Source organism: Acetobacter malorum, from assembly GCF_002153605.1.
GTDB classification, from domain to species: Bacteria; Pseudomonadota; Alphaproteobacteria; order Acetobacterales; family Acetobacteraceae; genus Acetobacter; species Acetobacter malorum_A.
Window position 1 is genome coordinate 294,831 of sequence record NZ_JOPG01000005.1, and the last position, 17,206, is coordinate 312,036.

15 protein-coding genes are annotated in these 17,206 nt (G+C 59.5%); 10 read left to right on the top strand and 5 right to left on the bottom strand.

The genetic code is table 11. The features are described 5' to 3' along the window. The first annotated feature begins 291 nt into the window (after positions 1-291). Positions 292-699 (top strand): hypothetical protein, encoded by a 408-nt coding sequence (locus HK23_RS03085; RefSeq protein WP_086652810.1) that lies wholly within the window; start codon positions 292-294, stop codon positions 697-699. An 8-nt stretch (positions 700-707) separates the two neighbouring features. On the opposite strand, the gene HK23_RS03090 is transcribed toward HK23_RS03085, so the two are convergent. Then, complete coding sequence (locus HK23_RS03090) at positions 708-1,121, bottom strand: hypothetical protein (protein WP_143217465.1); 414 nt, start codon at positions 1,119-1,121, stop codon at positions 708-710. A 377-nt stretch (positions 1,122-1,498) separates the two neighbouring features. Between HK23_RS03090 and HK23_RS03095 the strand changes: the two genes are divergently transcribed. The 5 genes from HK23_RS03095 to HK23_RS03115 all read left to right on the top strand — a co-directional run bounded on the left by HK23_RS03095 (position 1,499) and on the right by HK23_RS03115 (position 7,691). Next, positions 1,499-3,283 (top strand): hybrid sensor histidine kinase/response regulator, encoded by a 1,785-nt coding sequence (locus HK23_RS03095; RefSeq protein ID WP_063908132.1) that lies wholly within the window; start codon positions 1,499-1,501, stop codon positions 3,281-3,283. Next, positions 3,273-5,267, top strand: a complete 1,995-nt coding sequence (locus HK23_RS03100) for a response regulator (protein ID WP_086652811.1) — start codon at positions 3,273-3,275, stop codon at positions 5,265-5,267. The genes HK23_RS03095 and HK23_RS03100 overlap by 11 nt, the downstream gene beginning before the upstream one ends. Positions 5,268-5,329: 62 nt before the next feature. Further along, the gene (hslV, locus tag HK23_RS03105) at positions 5,330-5,935 is read left to right on the top strand and encodes an ATP-dependent protease subunit HslV (RefSeq protein WP_086652812.1); all 606 of its coding nucleotides are present in this window, start codon (positions 5,330-5,332) and stop codon (positions 5,933-5,935) included. Then, positions 5,935-7,248, top strand: coding sequence for an ATP-dependent protease ATPase subunit HslU (hslU, locus tag HK23_RS03110; RefSeq protein ID WP_086652813.1), 1,314 nt, complete (start codon positions 5,935-5,937; stop codon positions 7,246-7,248). Before hslV ends, hslU begins: the two co-directional genes overlap by 1 nt. After that, entirely contained in the window at positions 7,248-7,691 is a 444-nt protein-coding gene (locus tag HK23_RS03115; protein ID WP_062251023.1) for a SufE family protein, read from the top strand. The genes hslU and HK23_RS03115 overlap by 1 nt, the downstream gene beginning before the upstream one ends. Positions 7,692-7,914: 223 nt before the next feature. Here HK23_RS03115 and HK23_RS03120 read toward each other — a convergent pair whose 3' ends face one another. From HK23_RS03120 to HK23_RS03135, 4 genes are all read right to left on the bottom strand, one after another. After that, positions 7,915-10,239 (bottom strand): xanthine dehydrogenase family protein molybdopterin-binding subunit, encoded by a 2,325-nt coding sequence (locus HK23_RS03120; protein ID WP_086652814.1) that lies wholly within the window; start codon positions 10,237-10,239, stop codon positions 7,915-7,917. After that, positions 10,232-10,705 carry a (2Fe-2S)-binding protein gene (locus HK23_RS03125; protein WP_063908136.1) on the bottom strand — a complete coding sequence of 158 codons (474 nt, stop codon included), beginning with the start codon at positions 10,703-10,705 and terminating at the stop codon, positions 10,232-10,234. Before HK23_RS03125 ends, HK23_RS03120 begins: the two co-directional genes overlap by 8 nt. A gap of 20 nt (positions 10,706-10,725) precedes the next feature. Next, positions 10,726-12,057 (bottom strand): cytochrome c, encoded by a 1,332-nt coding sequence (locus HK23_RS03130; RefSeq protein WP_086652815.1) that lies wholly within the window; start codon positions 12,055-12,057, stop codon positions 10,726-10,728. Between the two features lie 412 nt (positions 12,058-12,469). Beyond that, positions 12,470-13,942 (bottom strand): mannitol dehydrogenase family protein, encoded by a 1,473-nt coding sequence (locus tag HK23_RS03135; RefSeq protein WP_086652816.1) that lies wholly within the window; start codon positions 13,940-13,942, stop codon positions 12,470-12,472. A gap of 409 nt (positions 13,943-14,351) precedes the next feature. On the opposite strand from HK23_RS03135, the gene rpmI reads away from it, so the two are divergent. The 4 genes from rpmI to ytpR form a co-directional block, all read left to right on the top strand. Beyond that, on the top strand, positions 14,352-14,555 hold the full coding sequence (gene rpmI / locus HK23_RS03140) for a 50S ribosomal protein L35 (protein ID WP_006557067.1): 204 nt from the start codon (positions 14,352-14,354) through the stop codon (positions 14,553-14,555). Positions 14,556-14,569: 14 nt separating this feature from the next. Continuing rightward, positions 14,570-14,929: a 50S ribosomal protein L20 gene (gene rplT, locus HK23_RS03145; RefSeq protein WP_025825489.1), complete on the top strand. Its 360-nt coding sequence runs from the start codon at positions 14,570-14,572 to the stop codon at positions 14,927-14,929. 146 nt (positions 14,930-15,075) lie between these two features. Continuing rightward, positions 15,076-16,146 carry a phenylalanine--tRNA ligase subunit alpha gene (gene pheS, locus HK23_RS03150; protein WP_063908137.1) on the top strand — a complete coding sequence of 357 codons (1,071 nt, stop codon included), beginning with the start codon at positions 15,076-15,078 and terminating at the stop codon, positions 16,144-16,146. Positions 16,147-16,149: 3 nt separating this feature from the next. Then, on the top strand, positions 16,150-17,206 hold a 1,057-nt coding region (ytpR, locus tag HK23_RS03155), incomplete at its 3' end, for a YtpR family tRNA-binding protein (RefSeq protein WP_143217466.1).

Here is a 17,206-nt window from a genome sequence, read left to right on the forward strand (position 1 = left end):
GGTGAAAGCACGCTTCTGCCGCAATGCAGCAGACAAAAAGGACGGGGGTTACGCATAAGGTTGACTGTAACGGAGGGAGGGCCGTGCTGTCGATCAGAAGCCGCAGGGGGACGGAGTGAAACACTGAAAAAACAGGAAAATGGCGGGCTGAGGTGTCCGCTCTGGCGTGTCCGCCCGTCTGTTGTGTATAAAGACGGCTCCGCGGCGGCCTGAAAGATCGGGCGCTGAGAGAGTGTGTGCGCTCAGAGAGCGCCATCTTAAGAGAATGCTGATGAAACGTGTCGGCCCGTCATGACAAACCCGCCATCAGAAAACTCCTCCGATTCGACGCCGGAGGCCGCCGGAACAGGCCGTGCTACGCGGGACGATGAGCGGGTTTTGGGTCCGCTAAGCGGGCTTGCTGCGGCTGGTCCGCAGGGGGCGCGCCCTGCTGTGTCGGACGAGCCAAGCGTGCTTAGCCAGCCTTTCCAGTTTACGTCGTACGGGCTGAAGACGCGCTCTGAAGACAACACGCAGATTAATCAGAAAGAGGTAAGAATGCCCGCGTTACGTGACCTGATGCTGACGGACCGGTTCTGGCGGTGGGCGTGGATTGCCAGCGGTGTGGGGGTTGTGTTGGTCATCCTGTGCGTCTGCCTCTTGTGGCAGGATATTGTGCAGGCATGGCCTGCGGCAGCCCGGCTGCATCAACCGGGCTGAGCCGTCTCTTACATATTGCGCCCGGCCAGTGTGGCCAGCGTGGCTCCGGCGGCGGCCAGACCCATCAGCAAAATGCCGTCCCAGATCATGCCGCTGGCTGTCAGCGTGTGGCCTGCCATGGTGAGCTGTTCCGGGATGGCGGAGGCGACGTTGGCAATGGCGTCCCGCGCCTGCGGGTCTGCCGAGGCGCTGACGTGAGAGACTGCGCCAATCAGCACAGGCAGGGCTTTCCATGCCACACCGGCAATCAGCAGCAGCGGGGCAAACAGCTCTGCAAGTTGCTGGATAAAGTAGAACACAAAATAGCAGATGGACCACAGGCCCGCACGGGCCAGCTTTAGCCCCAGTGGGGTGGCGTTCTGTGCGTTGGATAAAAAGGAAAGTGGCCGCTGAGCCTCAGCGCGGTTGGGGGTGTGGTCCATAGTCTGGTGTTTCCTCAGCCAGTAAAAGCAGGGTGCGGCGGCGGTCAGAAACCAACTGGCACGCACAGATTGGCCGGGATTATACACAAGAGCCGCGCAAGCACACACCGGCTTCCCGCAAAAGGGAGGTGCTGTGGCTTTCCTGCTATAGGATCTTGTTATAACAATCCGTTTAGCGACCGCCTTTCCCCCTCAGGTAACGCATTCGCGAACAGACGGGGCTGCCGGGAATGGGTTAGATGAATTCACGCTCATGAACGCGTAGCCCCTGTGGTCGTGACGCAGGGGCATGATGTAGAAGACGGCAGCAGAAGAAACAGGACACCTGAAAACGTAATGTACGCTCGGGAACAACAGGTGTGGGATGCGGGATTGAGATGACCCTCCGCTCGGGTACTATTTTGCTGGCGGGGCTGGAACCCGCGCAGCGGGAGGCGTTTTCCGCTCTTCTGAGCCAGCGCGGCCTGCAGGTGCGCTGTGCCCTCAATGGCCGTCAGGCGTTTGAAGGGTTTGAAGACCATTTGCCGGATCTGCTGGTGGTGCCGGCTGCACTGCCGGATATGTCTGCTGCACAACTGTGCCAGCGCCTGCGTCTGAACGCCGTGACGCGGGGTATTCCTGTTATGGTGCTGGTTGAAACACAGAACCCGGAGCAGGAGCGCCTGATACTGGAACAGGGTGCTGATGCGTGCCTGAGCAGTCAGGCCGATCCGGCTTTTCTGATGTTTCGCATCTGCACCCTGCTGCGGGAGCATGAGGAAGATCCGCTCTCACGCATAGGTGGGACGTTCCGCCAGCCCTGTGTAGCGATTGTGACTGCCCCGGGCGGTTTACTGTGGTCCTGGCGCGGTGAGGGGCGGGATGCACCGCCCGTTCTGTCAGGCCTGTTGCGGCGTAACGGGGCCAGTGTTGTCCTGATTGATGACCCGAATGATTTCAACCTGATGAACTGGCCGGTTGGCAAAGACCAGCCGGATTGTCTGGTAGTGGATCTGGGCTGCCCGTTATTTGACGGGCTGGCCTTTGCCCGCACCGTTGAGGCCATGCGCCGCAGAACCCGGCAGTGCATGCGTGTGCTGGGGATGGTGGATGGCGGGCAGTTGTCCGGTCAGGTCGCCACCATGGCGTTCAGCGCCGGAGTGGATGATCTGGTGGATGCGGATATCGCGCCCGATTTGCTGGTGGCCCGTATTGGCAGCCTTGTGCGCCGCAAGATGGTGCAGGATGAAACCCGGCGGGAAGAAGCACATATTGAAAGCGCGCGTGCTCGTATGGCGCTGGCCGATGCCCTGCGGCGTGTGAATGCAGATCTGGCAGCGGCCAACCGCAAGCTGATTGAGGCGCAGGCCAAGCTGGTGCAATCCGCCAAAATGGCCTCTCTGGGGGAGCTGGCGGCTGGGATTGCGCATGAGTTCAACAACCCGCTGGCTTTTGTTCTGGCGCATGAAAACACGGTGAACCGTAGCATTACCCGCGCCCTGAACGCCGTGCGGGAAGGGGATAGTCTGACGGCGGAGCAGGCGCTGGCCAAAAGTAGTGAACGTCTGGCTGCGTCTCTCGTCGGGTTGTCCCGCATGCGGGATCTGGTTGTCAGCCTGCGGCGGTTCTCCCGGCTGGAGGAAGGGGAATTCAGCCGTCTGGATGTGCCGGATGCCATTAGCATGGTGTTGACCTTGCTGGCCCCCAAGCTCGGACAGAACATTCGGGTGGTGTGTGCGCTGGAGGCACCGCCAGATCTGTTTTGTCAGGCGGCTCTGGTGAATCAGGTTGTCATGAATATTGTCAGTAATGCCGCTGACGCCATTATGGAAAAACAGCGTGAGCATGAAGAGGCCGGCCTGCCCGCAGGAGAGGAAGACCGGATTGAAATCACGTCCACTCTGGAGCCGGCCACCACGCATACCGGACAGGATTACGTGATTAGAATCAGTGATACGGGACCGGGTGTGCCTAAGGATCTTCAGGAACGCGTTTTTGAACCGTTTTTTACAACAAAACCTGTAGGCTCAGGGACTGGGCTGGGACTGGCGACAGCGTATGGCGTTGTACAGGCTCATGACGGGAGTATTGTTGTGACCGATGCGCGCGAAAATGGCGGAGCCTGCTTTACATTGCGTGTGCCCTACCGGGCCGAAGAGGAGAGGCGCACTCATGCTGCCTGAACCTGACAAGCGGTCTGTTGTCCTGATTGTGGATGACGAGCCAGAGATTCTGGTCGCGCTGACGGATCTGCTGGAAGACACGTATGAGGTTCTTCCGGCCTCTTCGGGGGAGCGCGGGCTTGCGCTGCTGAAGGAACGCTCTGACGTTGCCGTCATTGTGTCCGACCAGCGGATGCCGGGTATGACGGGGGACGTGTTTCTGGCGCGTGCCAGACTGCTCTCCTCCGCCGGAGCTATTTTGCTGACGGGATATGCCGACATCACCGCAGTGGAAGCAGCTTTGAATCAGGGGCAGATTTCCTTTTTTGCCTATAAGCCGTGGGATGATGAAACCCTGCTCTCCATGGTGGGGCAGGCGGCCTCGCGCTACCGTCTGGAAAAAGAGCTGCAATGTGAACAGCTTTTGCTGCGTGGCTTGCTGGATAATCTGCCGTTTGGTCTGGCGTTCAAGGAGCAGTCCGGGCGTTTTATCCGCCTGAACAGCCAGATGGCGCAGCAGTTTGGGCGGAGCGTGGATGCGTGCGTGGGCCACACAGAAGAAGAACTGGTGGATGCCACGCGTCTGGAGAGCCTGAAGGACGCGCAGAGAGTTCTGGACTCTTCCGGTCGGGACCAGCAGATTTTGCAACTGGCGGGACCGGACGGACATGCTCGCTGGCATGATCTGACACGTGTGCGGCTGGATGGGACGCCGGACGGGACCTCGCCTGCGGGTGCGTCTGCTCTGGAAAATTATTCCATCCTGATAGATCGTGATGTGACCGATCTGCTGGCGATGGAACAGCGCCTGCGTCAGGCAGAAAAAATGCAGGCCATTGGCACGCTGGCCGGCGGCATTGCGCATGATTTCAATAATCTGCTGACGGCTATTCTCGGCTCTCTTGAACTGGTGATGGATCTGGAACCGCCTAAGGAGCCGGGCGTGTCACGCCTGTTCCATAACGCGCTGGAAGCGGCCCGCCGTGGCGGCGCGCTGACGCAGAAACTTCTGGACTTCAGCAGGCCGCGGCATCTGGTGTGCCAGCAGGTTGATTTGCGGGATTTGATGGCGTCCCTGCAAAGTTTCATGACACAGGGGAAAGTGCCGGATGAAATTCAGGCCGTGCTGGGCGGGGCGTCTGTCTCCTCAAGCACGCGCTTCAGTACCGTGCAGTTTGATATCCCGTCCACGCCGCTGCCTGTGGTGTGGACGGATGCCACACAGCTGGAACTGGCGGTGTTCAATCTGTGCGTCAATGCGCTGGATGCGCAGCCGGAAGGGGGAGCGACGACCGTTTCCGTCCGGCAGGCAAACCGGCCTCTGGGCCTGACGGGCAACGCCACCCACGGGGAAGCATGGGTGGTGGTGCAGGTGACGGATCGCGGTGTGGGGATGACGGAAGAAATGCAGGCCCGCATTTTTGATCCGTTCTTTACGACCAAAGGCATCGGGCAGGGCACAGGGCTGGGCCTGTCCATGATCTACGGCTTTATCAGCCATTGCGGTGGAGAGGTGCGGGTGGAAAGCGTGCCCGGTGGTGGCACGTCCATTGAACTCTGGCTGCCCGCTATGGTGGAAAACCGCGCGCCGGTTGCGCAGGTTCGGCCTGCTCGCGGGGGGCATGTCACTCCTCCGTCTCTGCCCCCGGTTCAGCATGGCGAGACCATTCTTGTGGTGGATGACGAACCGGGTGTTCGGGCGGTCACCGCCGGTTTTCTGCGTCGTGCCGGGTATGATGTGCTGGAATCTGCCAGCGGCGCGGAAGCCCTGAGCGTAATTGGCGATAAGCCGGATATTGCGCTGGTGGTGATGGACGTGATGATGCCGGGCATGAACGGGGATGAAGTGGCCCGCCGCCTGCATGATGTGCGGCCAGAACTGCCCGTCCTGTTTGTAACTGGCTATGCCGACCTCGCCTTACTGCCGGAAGGGGTGACAGTCCTGCACAAACCCTACACGCGGGATGCCTTGCTGGGGGATGTCAGGGCCATGCTGGCCGCATAACGAGCGGTTTCCTGCCTGCTGGCCTCTTGTGCTGGCGGCAGGAAGGCTTATCTCCTTATACCATGCAAAGCTTTCAGACAGCCTCCTCCTCGCATGATCCCGTCGGATGGCACGGGACAACCATCCTCTGTGTCCGGCGTGGCCCGACTGTGGCTATGGCCGGGGACGGGCAGGTGACGCTCGGTCAGACCGTCATCAAGGGCAACGCCCGCAAGGTGCGGCGTATCGGGCCTTCTGGCTCCATTCTGGCCGGGTTTGCCGGGGCAACGGCAGATGCCTTCACCCTGCTGGAGCGGCTGGAAGGCAAGCTGGAACGCTACCCCAATCAGCTTGAACGCGCCTGTGTGGAACTGGCCAAGGACTGGCGGACAGACCGCTACCTCCGGCGGCTTGAAGCCATGATGGCTGTGGCGGATGCGGAGCATTCCTTTACGCTGACAGGGAATGGCGACGTGCTGGAACCGGAAGATGGCATTATCGCCATTGGCTCCGGCGGGAATTTTGCCCTCTCGGCAGCGCGTGCGCTGCTGACGGTCGAGGATCTGGACGCTGAGGAAATTGTGCGTCGTTCCATGAAAATTGCCGGGGATATCTGCGTTTATACCAACTATTCTGTGCGGGTTGAAACGCTGACAGCTTCTCCTTCAACCGATAAGGCTTCTTCCTGATGGATGCACCGACATTTTCTCCGAGGGAAATTGTCTCGGAGCTTGATCGCTTTATTATCGGGCAGGCTGACGCCAAGCGTGCCGTGGCCATTGCGTTGCGCAACCGCTGGCGGCGCGCGCAGTTGCCAGAAGCGCTGCGTGAAGAAGTGGTCCCTAAGAATATCCTGATGATTGGCCCGACCGGGTGCGGTAAAACCGAGATTGCCCGCCGGCTGGCCAAACTGGCGCAGGCCCCGTTCCTGAAAGTGGAAGCCACCAAGTTTACGGAAGTGGGCTATGTGGGGCGCGATGTGGAAAGCATTGTGCGCGACCTGGTCGAGGCCTCCATCACCATGCTGCGGGAGGTGAAACGCAAGGACGTTGCTGCCCGCGCCGCGCAGGCCGCGGAGGACCGGCTGGTGGATGCGCTGGTCGGTGCGAGTGCGTCGGCTGAGACCAAGAACAAGTTCCGCAGCATGCTGCGGGATGGCCAGCTGGAAGATAAAGAGGTTGAGGTGGCTGTTGTGGAAGCAGCCCCCGCTGGTGGCGGTGAAATGCCGGGGATGATGCCCGGGCAGGTCATCAACTTCAGCGAGATGATGAAGAATTTCATGAACAAGGCCCCTCAGCAGCGCCGCCTGAAAGTGGCTGCTGCACGGGAGTATCTTGAGCGTGAAGAAGCTGACAAGATGCTGGATAATGAGGCCCTGACGCGGGAAGCCGTGGCGCATGCGCAGGAAAACGGCATTGTTTTTCTGGATGAGATCGACAAGGTCTGCGGGCGCGCGGCTGATGGCGGCGGGCGCAGTGGCGATGTCTCGCGTGAAGGGGTGCAGCGTGACCTGCTGCCGCTGATTGAAGGCACGACGGTTTCCACCAAATATGGTGCGGTGAAAACGGACCATATTCTGTTTATCGCGTCTGGTGCCTTCCATCTGGCCAAACCGTCTGATCTGCTGCCGGAATTGCAGGGGCGTCTGCCGATCCGTGTTGAGCTTCAGCCGCTCTCCCGTGAGGATCTGCGTCGTATCCTCACGGACCCTGAGCATTCTTTGCTCAAGCAGTATATCGCGCTGCTCAGCACGGAAGATGTGACGCTGACTTTCTCGGATGGCGCAGTAGAAGCGCTGGCCGAGCTGGCCGCCGACATCAACGAGCGTGTGGAAAATATTGGTGCCCGGCGTCTTGCCACGGTGCTGGAAAAGCTGCTGGAGGAAATCTCCTTCACAGCGTCTGACCGGAAAGGCGAAGTCATTCACGTCGAAGCCTCTCTGGTTCAGGAAAAAGTTGCTCCTCTGGCCCGCAAGGGCGATCTCAGCCGGTTTATTCTGTAATGAACGCACCCTTTTTACTGCCCGAAGAAGACACCGCCGCTGAGGCGATTGACGCGATCCGCGATGAGCTCGAAGTCTTTGATGACTGGATGGAACGCTACCAGTACATCATTGAGATGGGCCGCAAGCTGCCGCCGTTCCCACCGGAATGGTGCAATGATGAGCACCGCGTGCCGGGCTGCCAGAGCCAGGTGTGGCTGGAAGCACGGGAAGAGGGCGGCAAGCTCTACTTCGCCGGACTGTCTGATGCCGCCATTGTCTGCGGCCTGGTGGCCTTGTTGCTGCGGGTTTATTCCGGCCGCACGTGTGAGGAAATCATGGCGACAGACCCGCACTTCCTGCGGGATCTCGGGTTGGTGCAGGCTCTTTCCACCAACCGTGGGAATGGTGTGGAGGCTATGGCGCGGGCGATCCGGTCTGCTGCGGCATCTTTAAAAGTCTGAGGCACCATTTCCAGTTTTTGGATTATCTCTGGTTGATTGCCGTATGAAAATGGAAAAGCCCTTCAGGCCCTGAACGGTCTGGAGGGCTTTTTTTATGGGCATATAGTTGTTTTTCACAGGCGGCTTTTGCGGCTCTTAAAGTTTGGTACATAAAAAAACCGGCGGCTGAAAACAGCGCGCCGGTTTTTTATAACCGTTTTATCCGTTCAGGAAAAAACCTGCGTTAGGCTGACTTTTTCTCAGAAAGGCCTTTCAGAACATCCGCGGGGCGGATGGGCTGGTGCCGCAGGCGGACGCCCACAGCATTGAACACGCCGTTGGCAATCGCAGCGCCAATGGTGGTCACACCCGGTTCACCAAGGCCCATGGGCTTTTCGGTGCTGTCCACAAATTCGATATCCATTTCCGGGATGTCGGTAATGCGGAGCGGGGTGTAGGTGTTCAGGTTGCGGTCGCGCACGTTGCCGTTTTCGATTTCGGTGTTCTCAAACAGCGCCATGCTCAGGCCCCACAGAGCACCACCTTCCGTCTGGGCCATCGCACCATCCGGATCGACAATCGTACCGGCATCCAGAACCAGCCAGATTTTCTGGCAGGTCACAGCGCCGGTTTTGCGATCCACGTGCACCTGCACAGCACCGGCCGTCCAGGTCGGCATAGCGCGTTCCTGACCGAAGGTGGTGGCAATGCCAATGGCCGTGTCTTTCGGCAGCTGGACTTTGCCGTAGCCGCATTTTTCAACCAGACGCTTCAGCACATTGGCCTGACGGGTGGCCCCCCCCACAGAGTCCGGTGCCTTGCCAGCATTGCGGCCTTTAGCCGTCAGCAGGGAGAGGCGGAACTCAACCGGGTCATGCCCGAGTTCGTGGGCCAGCTCATCCAGAAACGCTTCATGCGCCCATGGCGTCCAGCCCGAGCTCACGGAACGCAGCCAGCCCGGACGGAAGGTGGCGTCTGCCAGATCATTATCCAGCGCACGCACGCGCATCGGACCAACATCGTACCAATGGTCAGCGCCGGCAATGGCGAACTGATCGTACGGTTTGCCGTCTGCACCCTTTTCCATGAAGGCCGCAGCCATCACGCCGGTCGGCCAGCCTGCGGACGCATGGTGCTGCCAGCCTTTGAGGGCTTTCTGGTCATCCAGAGCCACGCGCACCGTCTGGATGGACGGGGAGCGGAAGGAGTCAAACTGCATGTCGTCAGAACGCGTCAGGATCAGCTTGACCGGCTTGCCACCAAGTTCCTTGGAAATCAGGGCAGCGGGAACAGCGTAATCCCCATTCAGACGGCGGCCAAAGCCACCGCCCAGCAGGTAGCTGCGCATGACAACATCGGACTCTTTAACCTGCAACGCCTTGGCAATAACCGGCAGGAACAGAGACTGCCACTGGTTGCCACAATGGATTTCCCATTTGCCGTCCTGCAGGCGGGCCAGAGCGTTCATGGGCTCAAGCTGGTAGTGCAGCACGGACGCGCAAGTGTAGGTGCGTTCAAAAACCTGTTTGGCCGAAGCAAAAGCTTCATCCACGCCGTCATCATTAAACACGCAGGAGCCACCGGTTTTCTCGGCAATCTGCTTGCGGCCGTGTTCGATAATGTCTTTTTCCGAGACATTCGCCGTCTTGCCCGGCGTCCAGGTGACCTTCAGCGCATCCGTTGCGCGGATGGCGGCCGGATAGGTGGAGGCCAGAACCGCAACCCAGCCGGGGACCGTGTCGGACGGGTCGTTCAGAACGATGTAGCGGATATAGCCTTTGATCTTTTTGGCTTCGCTATCATCAACCGAGACAGCCTTGGAGCCATAGCGCGTGGGCGGCAGTTTGGGCCGCGCATACACCATGCCTTCCAGCTTGGCGTCGATCCCGTAAATGGCAGTGCCGTCGGTTTTGGACGGAATGTCCAGCGCCTTGACCTCTTTACCAATCAGGCGGCGTTCAGCTGCGGGCTTGAGCGGCAGTTTTGCCATCTCATCCGGGCTGAAAGAGCGCGTCGGGCGGGCGTGGCTGACAATATCACCAAAGGACACTGAGCGGTTGCCGGCAATCACGCGGCCATTGCGCGCAATACAGTTGGCGGGGGAGGTGCCAAGCAGTTTGGCGCCTTCTTCCACCAGCACGGTGCGGGCGGCGGCACCAGCCTGACGGAAGACATCCCATGTCATCCACACAGACCATGACCCACCGGTGACCATCAGGCCCCATTTGGGGTCTGTATCCACATAGGTGATGCGGACCTTGTCCCAGTCGGCTTCCATTTCGTCCGCAATAATGCGGGCGAGGGCGGTGCCGATATGCTGGCCCATTTCTGCACGGATGATGTTGACGTTCACCACGCCATCCGGGCCGACAGAACACCAGACAGTCGGTTCAAACGCGCCATTGCCGGGCAGGCTGGCATTCTGCGGGTAGGTCTGCGCGGCAGAAGCCTCCCGCGCGAACCCGAACATGAACGCCGAGCCAAGGCCTGTCAGCAGCACACCACGGCGGGTCGGGCCACGCCCGGCCGCACGGTCCTGCCGGGCTGCAATGCGTTCCAGTTTACCCATTAGATTTCTCCTCACGCATGGCGGCGGCGGCTTTCTTGATAGCCTTGCGGATGCGGACATAGGTCATGCAGCGGCACAGGCTGCCGCCCATCACGCCGTCAATTTCCTCATCCGTCGGGTCCGGATAGTCCTTGAGCAGGCTTGCAGCCTGCATGATCTGGCCGGACTGGCAGTAACCGCACTGCGGAACCTGAATCTCCCGCCATGCCTGCTGCACAGGGTGTTCGCCCTCGGGGTGCAGCCCTTCAATCGTGGTGATCTCAGCGCCTTCTATGGAGCTGATGGGCGTGATGCAGGAGCGGGTGGCGCGGCCACCCACATGCACGGTGCAGGCACCGCACTGGCCAACACCACAGCCAAATTTTGTGCCTGTCTGGTCCAGCTCGTCACGCAGGGCCCAGAGCAGGGGGGTATCTTCTGGCACATCGACGGAAACGTCACGGCCATTGAGTTTGAACTTAATCATGAGTGGCTCCGTGTGCCGCCTTAGTGAGAAGAGTTAACGGGAGGGGTTTTAACGGTCTTGCGAATTTCCGCGGCTTTCTTCTCAAGGTCTGTCCAGGGCGGCAGCGTGGTGCGTGTGCGGCGCAGATAGGCAGCAATGCGGGCCATGTCTGCATCGGACAGAGCGTTATAGAAGCTGGGCATGGCGATACCGGACTGGCCTTCTTCAGCTGTCAGGCCGTGCAGCATGACCTGATAAAGGTTGGTCGGTTCATCCAGCCACAGCGCGTTGTTCAGAGCCAGATCCGGGCGGCCGAGGACGGGCATGGGGGCTGCATTGTAATGGCAGGCCCCACAGGCGCCCTGATACAGGCGGGCATCCGGGTCCAGCGTGTTCGGGCCGATCAGGTCCTTTTTGGACTGTTCCATGGCGCGGGCGAGGGCGGCTTTGTCATGACCCTGACGTTCTGCAGCGTGGTCTACGTCCGCATAGTAATGCGCGATGGCATGCACGTCATATTCCGGCACCTGAGAGAGGAAGCGGTGCGGAACGGGGGACATCGGGCCGCCAGCCGGGCCGTGCAGCGGCGCTACGCCAAAGCGCAGATACTGGTACAGCTCGTCTTCCGTCCATGTGGTCGGGGTGGGGTTCTTGTCGTTCAGCGGCGGAGCAATCCACGCATCCACAACAGCCCCGTCATACATGGAGCCCTTCTTTTCAGCGCCCATCAGGTTACGCGGCGTATGGCATGCGCCACAGTGGGCGTTGCCTTCGGCCAGATACGCGCCACGGTTCCACAGCGCATCATGGCTGGGGTCGGGCTTATAGACGCCGGGGGTGAAGAACAGCAGCTTCCATGCAGCCTGACCAATGCGGAGGCTGAGCGGGAAGGGGAGTTCATTCGGGCGGCGGGACATATGCACGGCAGGCCGTGTCATCAGATAGGCATAAAGATCAGAAATGTCCTGATCCGTCATTTTGGTGAAGTGATCGTACGGGAAAGCCGGGATCAGATGCACGCCCTTGCGGGAGACGCCGTAGTGCAGGGAGCGGCGCAGAGCCTCTTCCGACCATGCGCCAATGCCCATTTCCACATCGGGGGTAATGTTGGAGGAATAGATGGCCCCGAACGGGGTTTCCATCTTGTAGTCACCGGCAAGCTCAGGGCCGCCGCCATTGTCTGTGCGGGTGTGGCACTCCGCACAATAGCCTTCAGCCGCAACAATACGGCCGCGCTCAATCTGCTCCGCAGAGAAGCTGCTGGCCGCAGGCCGCTCTATCGGGGCAATTGGCGGATACCATGCATAATACAGAAACCCGAGCCCACCCAGGACACCAGCCCCGACAGCTCCTGCTAAGAGACGTTTGATCACTCTACCCCCAATCCTGTGCATACGACAGCCAGCCGAAGCTGAAAGACTGAAAACATCCAGTCCCTCCTCTTCGGGAGGTCCGGGAACCTGCCGTCTGAAGGTCTGTTATTTAATATAGGACAAAACTTATCTGGATTTGGGTTGCAAATAAACGCATAGGTTTGTGCGTGAAGCGGTGAAATCTGAATAAGATTTATTTGAAACACGAGAATGTTATGGAAATCAGCCAGTTTCTCTCTTGACTATATTTTCATGTATATGGACAAAGGCTCTTTTGCATGCAAGGCATGCGTCTGTCGCGTAATAAAAAGCCTGACTTCGAGAGTGTTCTTGCGCGTTTGTAGCGCGTCTTAAGTTATGAAAAGGGTTCTGCTCCCCAAAAAGCGAGCAGAACCCATATGTTATAACAAATTTACAGGCTGAGTTCTTTAAGTGTCTGGCGTGCGCCCTGCGTGCGGATGCTGCGGCGCAGTCTGGTGACATCCTCCACAAACGCCGGATACTGATCAAGATCCCAGCCGGAGAAGACCGGCATGGTCAGCCCCGCGGCCAGATCGTCTTTCAGTGCCAGATTTTTGGCGGCATCCGGCAGGCCCGGTTCGGCGATTTTGTAGGTTTTGTGGCTTTCCGTCTCACCGCGCAGATATTCCAGAAAGCAAGCAACGCCAAAGGCAACGCGCCGATGGTCTTTGCCCGCTTTCAGGACGCCTTTCACTGTGTCGGTCCAGAACACCGGTAGCTTGGAGGCACTGTCTGAGGCAATGCGCAGAAGCTGGTCACCCACTGCGGGGTTGCGGAAGCGGTGCAGAACCTGCTGCGCATAGTCACTCAGGGATACGCCTTTCGGTGGCGTGATGAGCGGGCTGGCATCATTGGCGAGAAACTGCTCCAGCAGGGTGACGAGGCCGTCATCAGCCATGGCATGGGGCACTGTGTCGTAATCCATCAGCACGCCGGGCAGGGCGAGCATGGAGTGGGACGCGTTGAGCATGCGCAGTTTAACCTGCTCATACGGGCCAACGTCATCCGTAAATTCCACGCCCACGGCTTCCAGCTCCGGGCGGCCTGCGCAGAATTTGTCCTCAATGACCCACTGCGTGAAGTCTTCCGCAAACAGCGGCATCTGGTCCGCAACACCGCTCATGTCGTCCAGCCGGGTGATATCGGCATCGGAAACTGACGGAGTGATCCGGTCTACCATGGTGGAGGGGAAGGTTACATTTTCCCTGATCCATGCGCCCAGAGCCGGGTCCCGCGCTTCTGCAAACGCGCAGAAGGCGGTGCGGGCGACGGTGCCGTTATCGCGCAGGTTGTCACAGGTCATGACGGTGAAGGGGCCGACGCCACTTTCCCGGCGCAGGCGGAGGGCTTCCGTCACCAGCCCGAAAGCGGTTTCCGGCACATCGCGTTTGAGATCTTCCGCAATGGCAGGATCGTCCAGCATGAACTTGCCGCTGGCATCCACATAGTAGCCGCCTTCTGTAATGGTCAGGCTGACAATTTTGATGGCGGGATCGGCCAGACGCCGGATCGCGGCGGCGCGGTCCTTTGCGGCCTGCACATATTCGGTAATGGCACCCAGAACGCGGATGGTGTGCGTGTTATCCGGGGCAAATTCCGTCAGCGTATACAGGCCGTCCTGTTCTGCCATGATGGCGGCCCGGCGCGTTTCCCGCGCATTGTCACGCAGCCCGACGCCCACAATGGCCCAGTCCTGCTGGCCGGGGCGTACCAATACCCGATCAACATACATCGCCTGATGCGCCCGGTGGAAGTTGCCGACGGCCAGATGGGCAATGCCCGGAGTGGTCTTTTGGCGGTCATAGGCGGTAGTAAGAACCTGCGGCGGAAGCTGTTTGAGGGTGGTATTGGAAAGGGCAATCATGAAATTGGCGTACCTCGTTCTGTTTTCAGACGGATCTGGTGCAGGCTAAAAATCTTTCAATCACAGCGCACTGGCTGGCTGTGCTGCACACAGTCTTTAATGGTCAGGATAAAGCGCAAAGGGGCGTTTGGTTGCCTGACAGGGGCAAGGAAACAGTGTTTTGCGCAGGCTTGCTCCCACATCGCAGTGTGGAGTGCGACACCCGGTTTGGGGGCGGGGGCAGCCTGACCGTGGCGGACTATACCACGGTTGCGCAGAAAAATCCCGGTGAGATGCCGCTTGAAACTCTGCGCACTTTCCGTTATGTCAGCGCCTTCGTTACACGCGTCCGGGCTTGTGGGGCATGCCCGGCCGTGTTTTGCCGCTCTGGCAACAGAGGGGCGCGGTTCGAGCTTTCAGGAGTAAAGAAATGCCCAAGATGAAGACCAAGTCGTCGGTCAAAAAGCGGTTCAAAATCACCGCAACCGGCAAGGTGCTCTCAGGTCCGTGCGGTAAACGTCACGGCATGATCAAGCGTCCGCAGAAAATGAAGCGCACCAACCGTGGCGCACAGGTGATGACACCGCAGGACGGTCGTACCGTCAAGCAGTGGGCACCCTACGGGCTGGTTTGAGGAGCATCTGAGATATGGCACGTGTAAAACGCGGTGTAACAACCCACGCTCGTCACAAAAAAGTCCTGGACATGTCCAAGGGCTTCCGTGGCCGGTCTTCTACAAACTATCGTATTGCTCTGGAACGGCTTGAAAAGTCTCTCCAGTACGCATACCGCGATCGCCGGAACAAAAAGCGCGAATTCCGCGCTCTGTGGATCCAGCGTATCAATGCTGCTGTGCGTGAGCACGGCCTGACCTACAGCCGTTTCATCAACGGTCTGGACAAGGCTGGCATTGAAATCGACCGTAAAGTTCTGGCCGCCATCGCTTTTGATGACGCCGCAACGTTTGCGGAAATCGTGAAGAAAGCTCAGGCCGCTCTGGCTGCCTGAGGCTTCTGGCCGATTTGCCCTGAAAAAGGCCGTCCGCAAGGGCGGCCTTTTTTGTTCCGGCGGCTGTTTTTCTGGCTAAGGGGTTTTCTCTGCGCGGCTGAGCGGCTATCCGCCTCCTAGCATTTTCCCCTCTCGTGTGAGGTTTCATGAGCGACGATCTTGAGATTCTCCGGCAGGACGTCCTGTCGGAACTGGCCGGTGCGGCCGATATGCGGGCATGGGATGCCGTGCGTGTTGGCACTCTGGGTAAATCAGGCCGCCTGACGGCGTTGCTCAAGGCACTGGGGAAAATGGCCCCGGACGAGCGCAAGGCGCGTGGCGTGGCGCTGAACCGCCTGCGGGATGACCTGACACGGGCCGTTGAAGACCGTGGGCGTGAGCTGGAAGCCGCGGCGCTCGAAGCCCGTCTGGTGGCTGAGCGTGTGGATGTCAGCCTGCCGCCACCAGCAACGGCACAGGGGTATATCCACCCCATCAGCCGCGCGGTGGAAGAAATGACGGCCATTTTCGGGGCTATGGGCTTCAGCGTGGCAGAAGGGCCGGATATCGAGACGGACTGGCACAACTTCTCCGCTCTGAACACGCCGGACCATCACCCCGCCCGGACCGACCATGATACGTTCTATCTGCCGCCCGTGCCGGGGCTGGATGTTGCGCGCGTGCTGCGCACCCAGACCTCAGGCGTGCAGATCCGCACCATGCTCAGCCAGAAGCCGCCAATCCGCGTGATCTGCCCCGGCCGCACCTATCGTGCCGACCATGACGCGACGCATTCCCCCATGTTCCATCAGTGCGAAGGTCTGGTGGTCGGGCAGGGCATTACGCTGGGGCACCTCAAGGGCTGCCTGATTGAGTTCCTGCGGGTGTTTTTTGACAAGCCGGATCTGCCGGTGCGGTTCCGCTCCTCCTACTTCCCGTTTACCGAACCCTCCATGGAGGTCGATATTGGCTGGTCTCGCCGCACGGGTGAGATTGGTGGCGGGGAAGACTGGCTGGAAGTGCTGGGCTCCGGCATGATTCATGCCCGCGTGCTGGCCAACTGTGGTCTGGACCCGCGTGAATGGCAGGGCTTTGCCTTCGGGATGGGAGTTGAACGCCTGACCATGCTGAAGAACGGCATTCCGGATCTGCGTTCGTTCTATGAGAGTGATATTCGCTGGCTGCGTCATTACGGGTCTGACCCGCTTGCGCCCGCACTGCTGCACGAAGGGGTGTAAGACATGAAATTTACGCTTTCATGGCTGTATGACCATCTTGAAACCTCAGCCACGGTTGAGGAAATCTGCGCCAAGCTGAACCAGATTGGCCTTGAGGTTGAAGGGGTGGAAAACCCCGGTGCGGCGCTGGAGCCGTTCCTGACGGCCCGTATTCTGGAAGCCACGCAGCACCCGAACGCGGACCGCCTGCAGGTCTGCCGTGTGGATGCCGGACCGGGCATGAATGATGTGCAGGTTGTGTGCGGTGCGCCGAACGCCCGCGCCGGTCTGGCGGTCATTTTTGCAAAGCCGGGCACCTATGTGCCGGGGCTGGATATCACCATCAAGGCAGGCAAGATCCGTGGGGAAGCCAGCGGCGGCATGCTCTGCTCCCTGCGTGAACTGGGTATGGGTGAAGATACTGGTGGCATTGCGGAACTGCCGGAGGATACGCTCCCCGGTCAGTCCTATGCTGACTTTGCCGGTCTGGACGATGTGGTGATTGAAATCGCCATTACCCCCAACCGTGGTGATGCACTGAGCGTGCGCGGGATTGCGCGTGACCTCGCCGCTGCGGGTCTGGGTACGCTGCGTCCGTGGATGGCCGAGGCTGTGGAAGGGACGTTTGAGTCCCCCATTACATGGGAAAATTCTTACCCGGAAGCCTGCCCGTGGGTGCTGGGGCGTACCATTCGTGGTGTGAAAAATGGTCCCAGCCCGGAATGGCTGCGCCGTAAGCTCGAAACCATTGGTCTGCGGTCCATTTCCACGCTGGTGGATATTACCAATTACTTCTGTTTTGATCTTGGCCGCCCTCTTCATGTCTTTGATGTTAAAAAACTTTCAGGCAGCCGTCTGACTCTGTGTCACGGTGCCGGAGAGACTTTCAAGGCACTGGACGGACAGGACTATACAGTCACGCCGGATGACTGCGTGATTACCGATGCTAACGGCGTGCAGTCCGTTGCCGGCATTATGGGCGGGGAAGCTTCCGGTGCGGATGAAGGCACGACGGACGTGTTCGTGGAATGCGCACTGTTTGACCCTGTGCATATTGCTCTGAGCTGCCGTCGTCTGGGTT

What these genes read in the sequence shown, in the direction of transcription:
- HK23_RS03135 (WP_086652816.1), bottom strand. Translation starts at nt 13,942, where the DNA reads ATGATTGCCCTTTCCAATACCACCCTCAAACAGCTTCCGCCGCAGGTT.
- HK23_RS03125 (WP_063908136.1), bottom strand. Translation starts at nt 10,705, where the DNA reads ATGATTAAGTTCAAACTCAATGGCCGTGACGTTTCCGTCGATGTGCCA.
- HK23_RS03115 (WP_062251023.1), top strand. Translation starts at nt 7,248, where the DNA reads ATGAACGCACCCTTTTTACTGCCCGAAGAAGACACCGCCGCTGAGGCG.
- HK23_RS03100 (WP_086652811.1), top strand. Translation starts at nt 3,273, where the DNA reads ATGCTGCCTGAACCTGACAAGCGGTCTGTTGTCCTGATTGTGGATGAC.
- HK23_RS03120 (WP_086652814.1), bottom strand. Translation starts at nt 10,239, where the DNA reads ATGGGTAAACTGGAACGCATTGCAGCCCGGCAGGACCGTGCGGCCGGG.
- rpmI (WP_006557067.1), top strand. Translation starts at nt 14,352, where the DNA reads ATGCCCAAGATGAAGACCAAGTCGTCGGTCAAAAAGCGGTTCAAAATC.
- hslV (WP_086652812.1), top strand. Translation starts at nt 5,330, where the DNA reads ATGCAAAGCTTTCAGACAGCCTCCTCCTCGCATGATCCCGTCGGATGG.
- rplT (WP_025825489.1), top strand. Translation starts at nt 14,570, where the DNA reads ATGGCACGTGTAAAACGCGGTGTAACAACCCACGCTCGTCACAAAAAA.
- pheS (WP_063908137.1), top strand. Translation starts at nt 15,076, where the DNA reads ATGAGCGACGATCTTGAGATTCTCCGGCAGGACGTCCTGTCGGAACTG.
- hslU (WP_086652813.1), top strand. Translation starts at nt 5,935, where the DNA reads ATGGATGCACCGACATTTTCTCCGAGGGAAATTGTCTCGGAGCTTGAT.
- HK23_RS03090 (WP_143217465.1), bottom strand. Translation starts at nt 1,121, where the DNA reads ATGGACCACACCCCCAACCGCGCTGAGGCTCAGCGGCCACTTTCCTTT.
- HK23_RS03085 (WP_086652810.1), top strand. Translation starts at nt 292, where the DNA reads ATGACAAACCCGCCATCAGAAAACTCCTCCGATTCGACGCCGGAGGCC.
- HK23_RS03095 (WP_063908132.1), top strand. Translation starts at nt 1,499, where the DNA reads ATGACCCTCCGCTCGGGTACTATTTTGCTGGCGGGGCTGGAACCCGCG.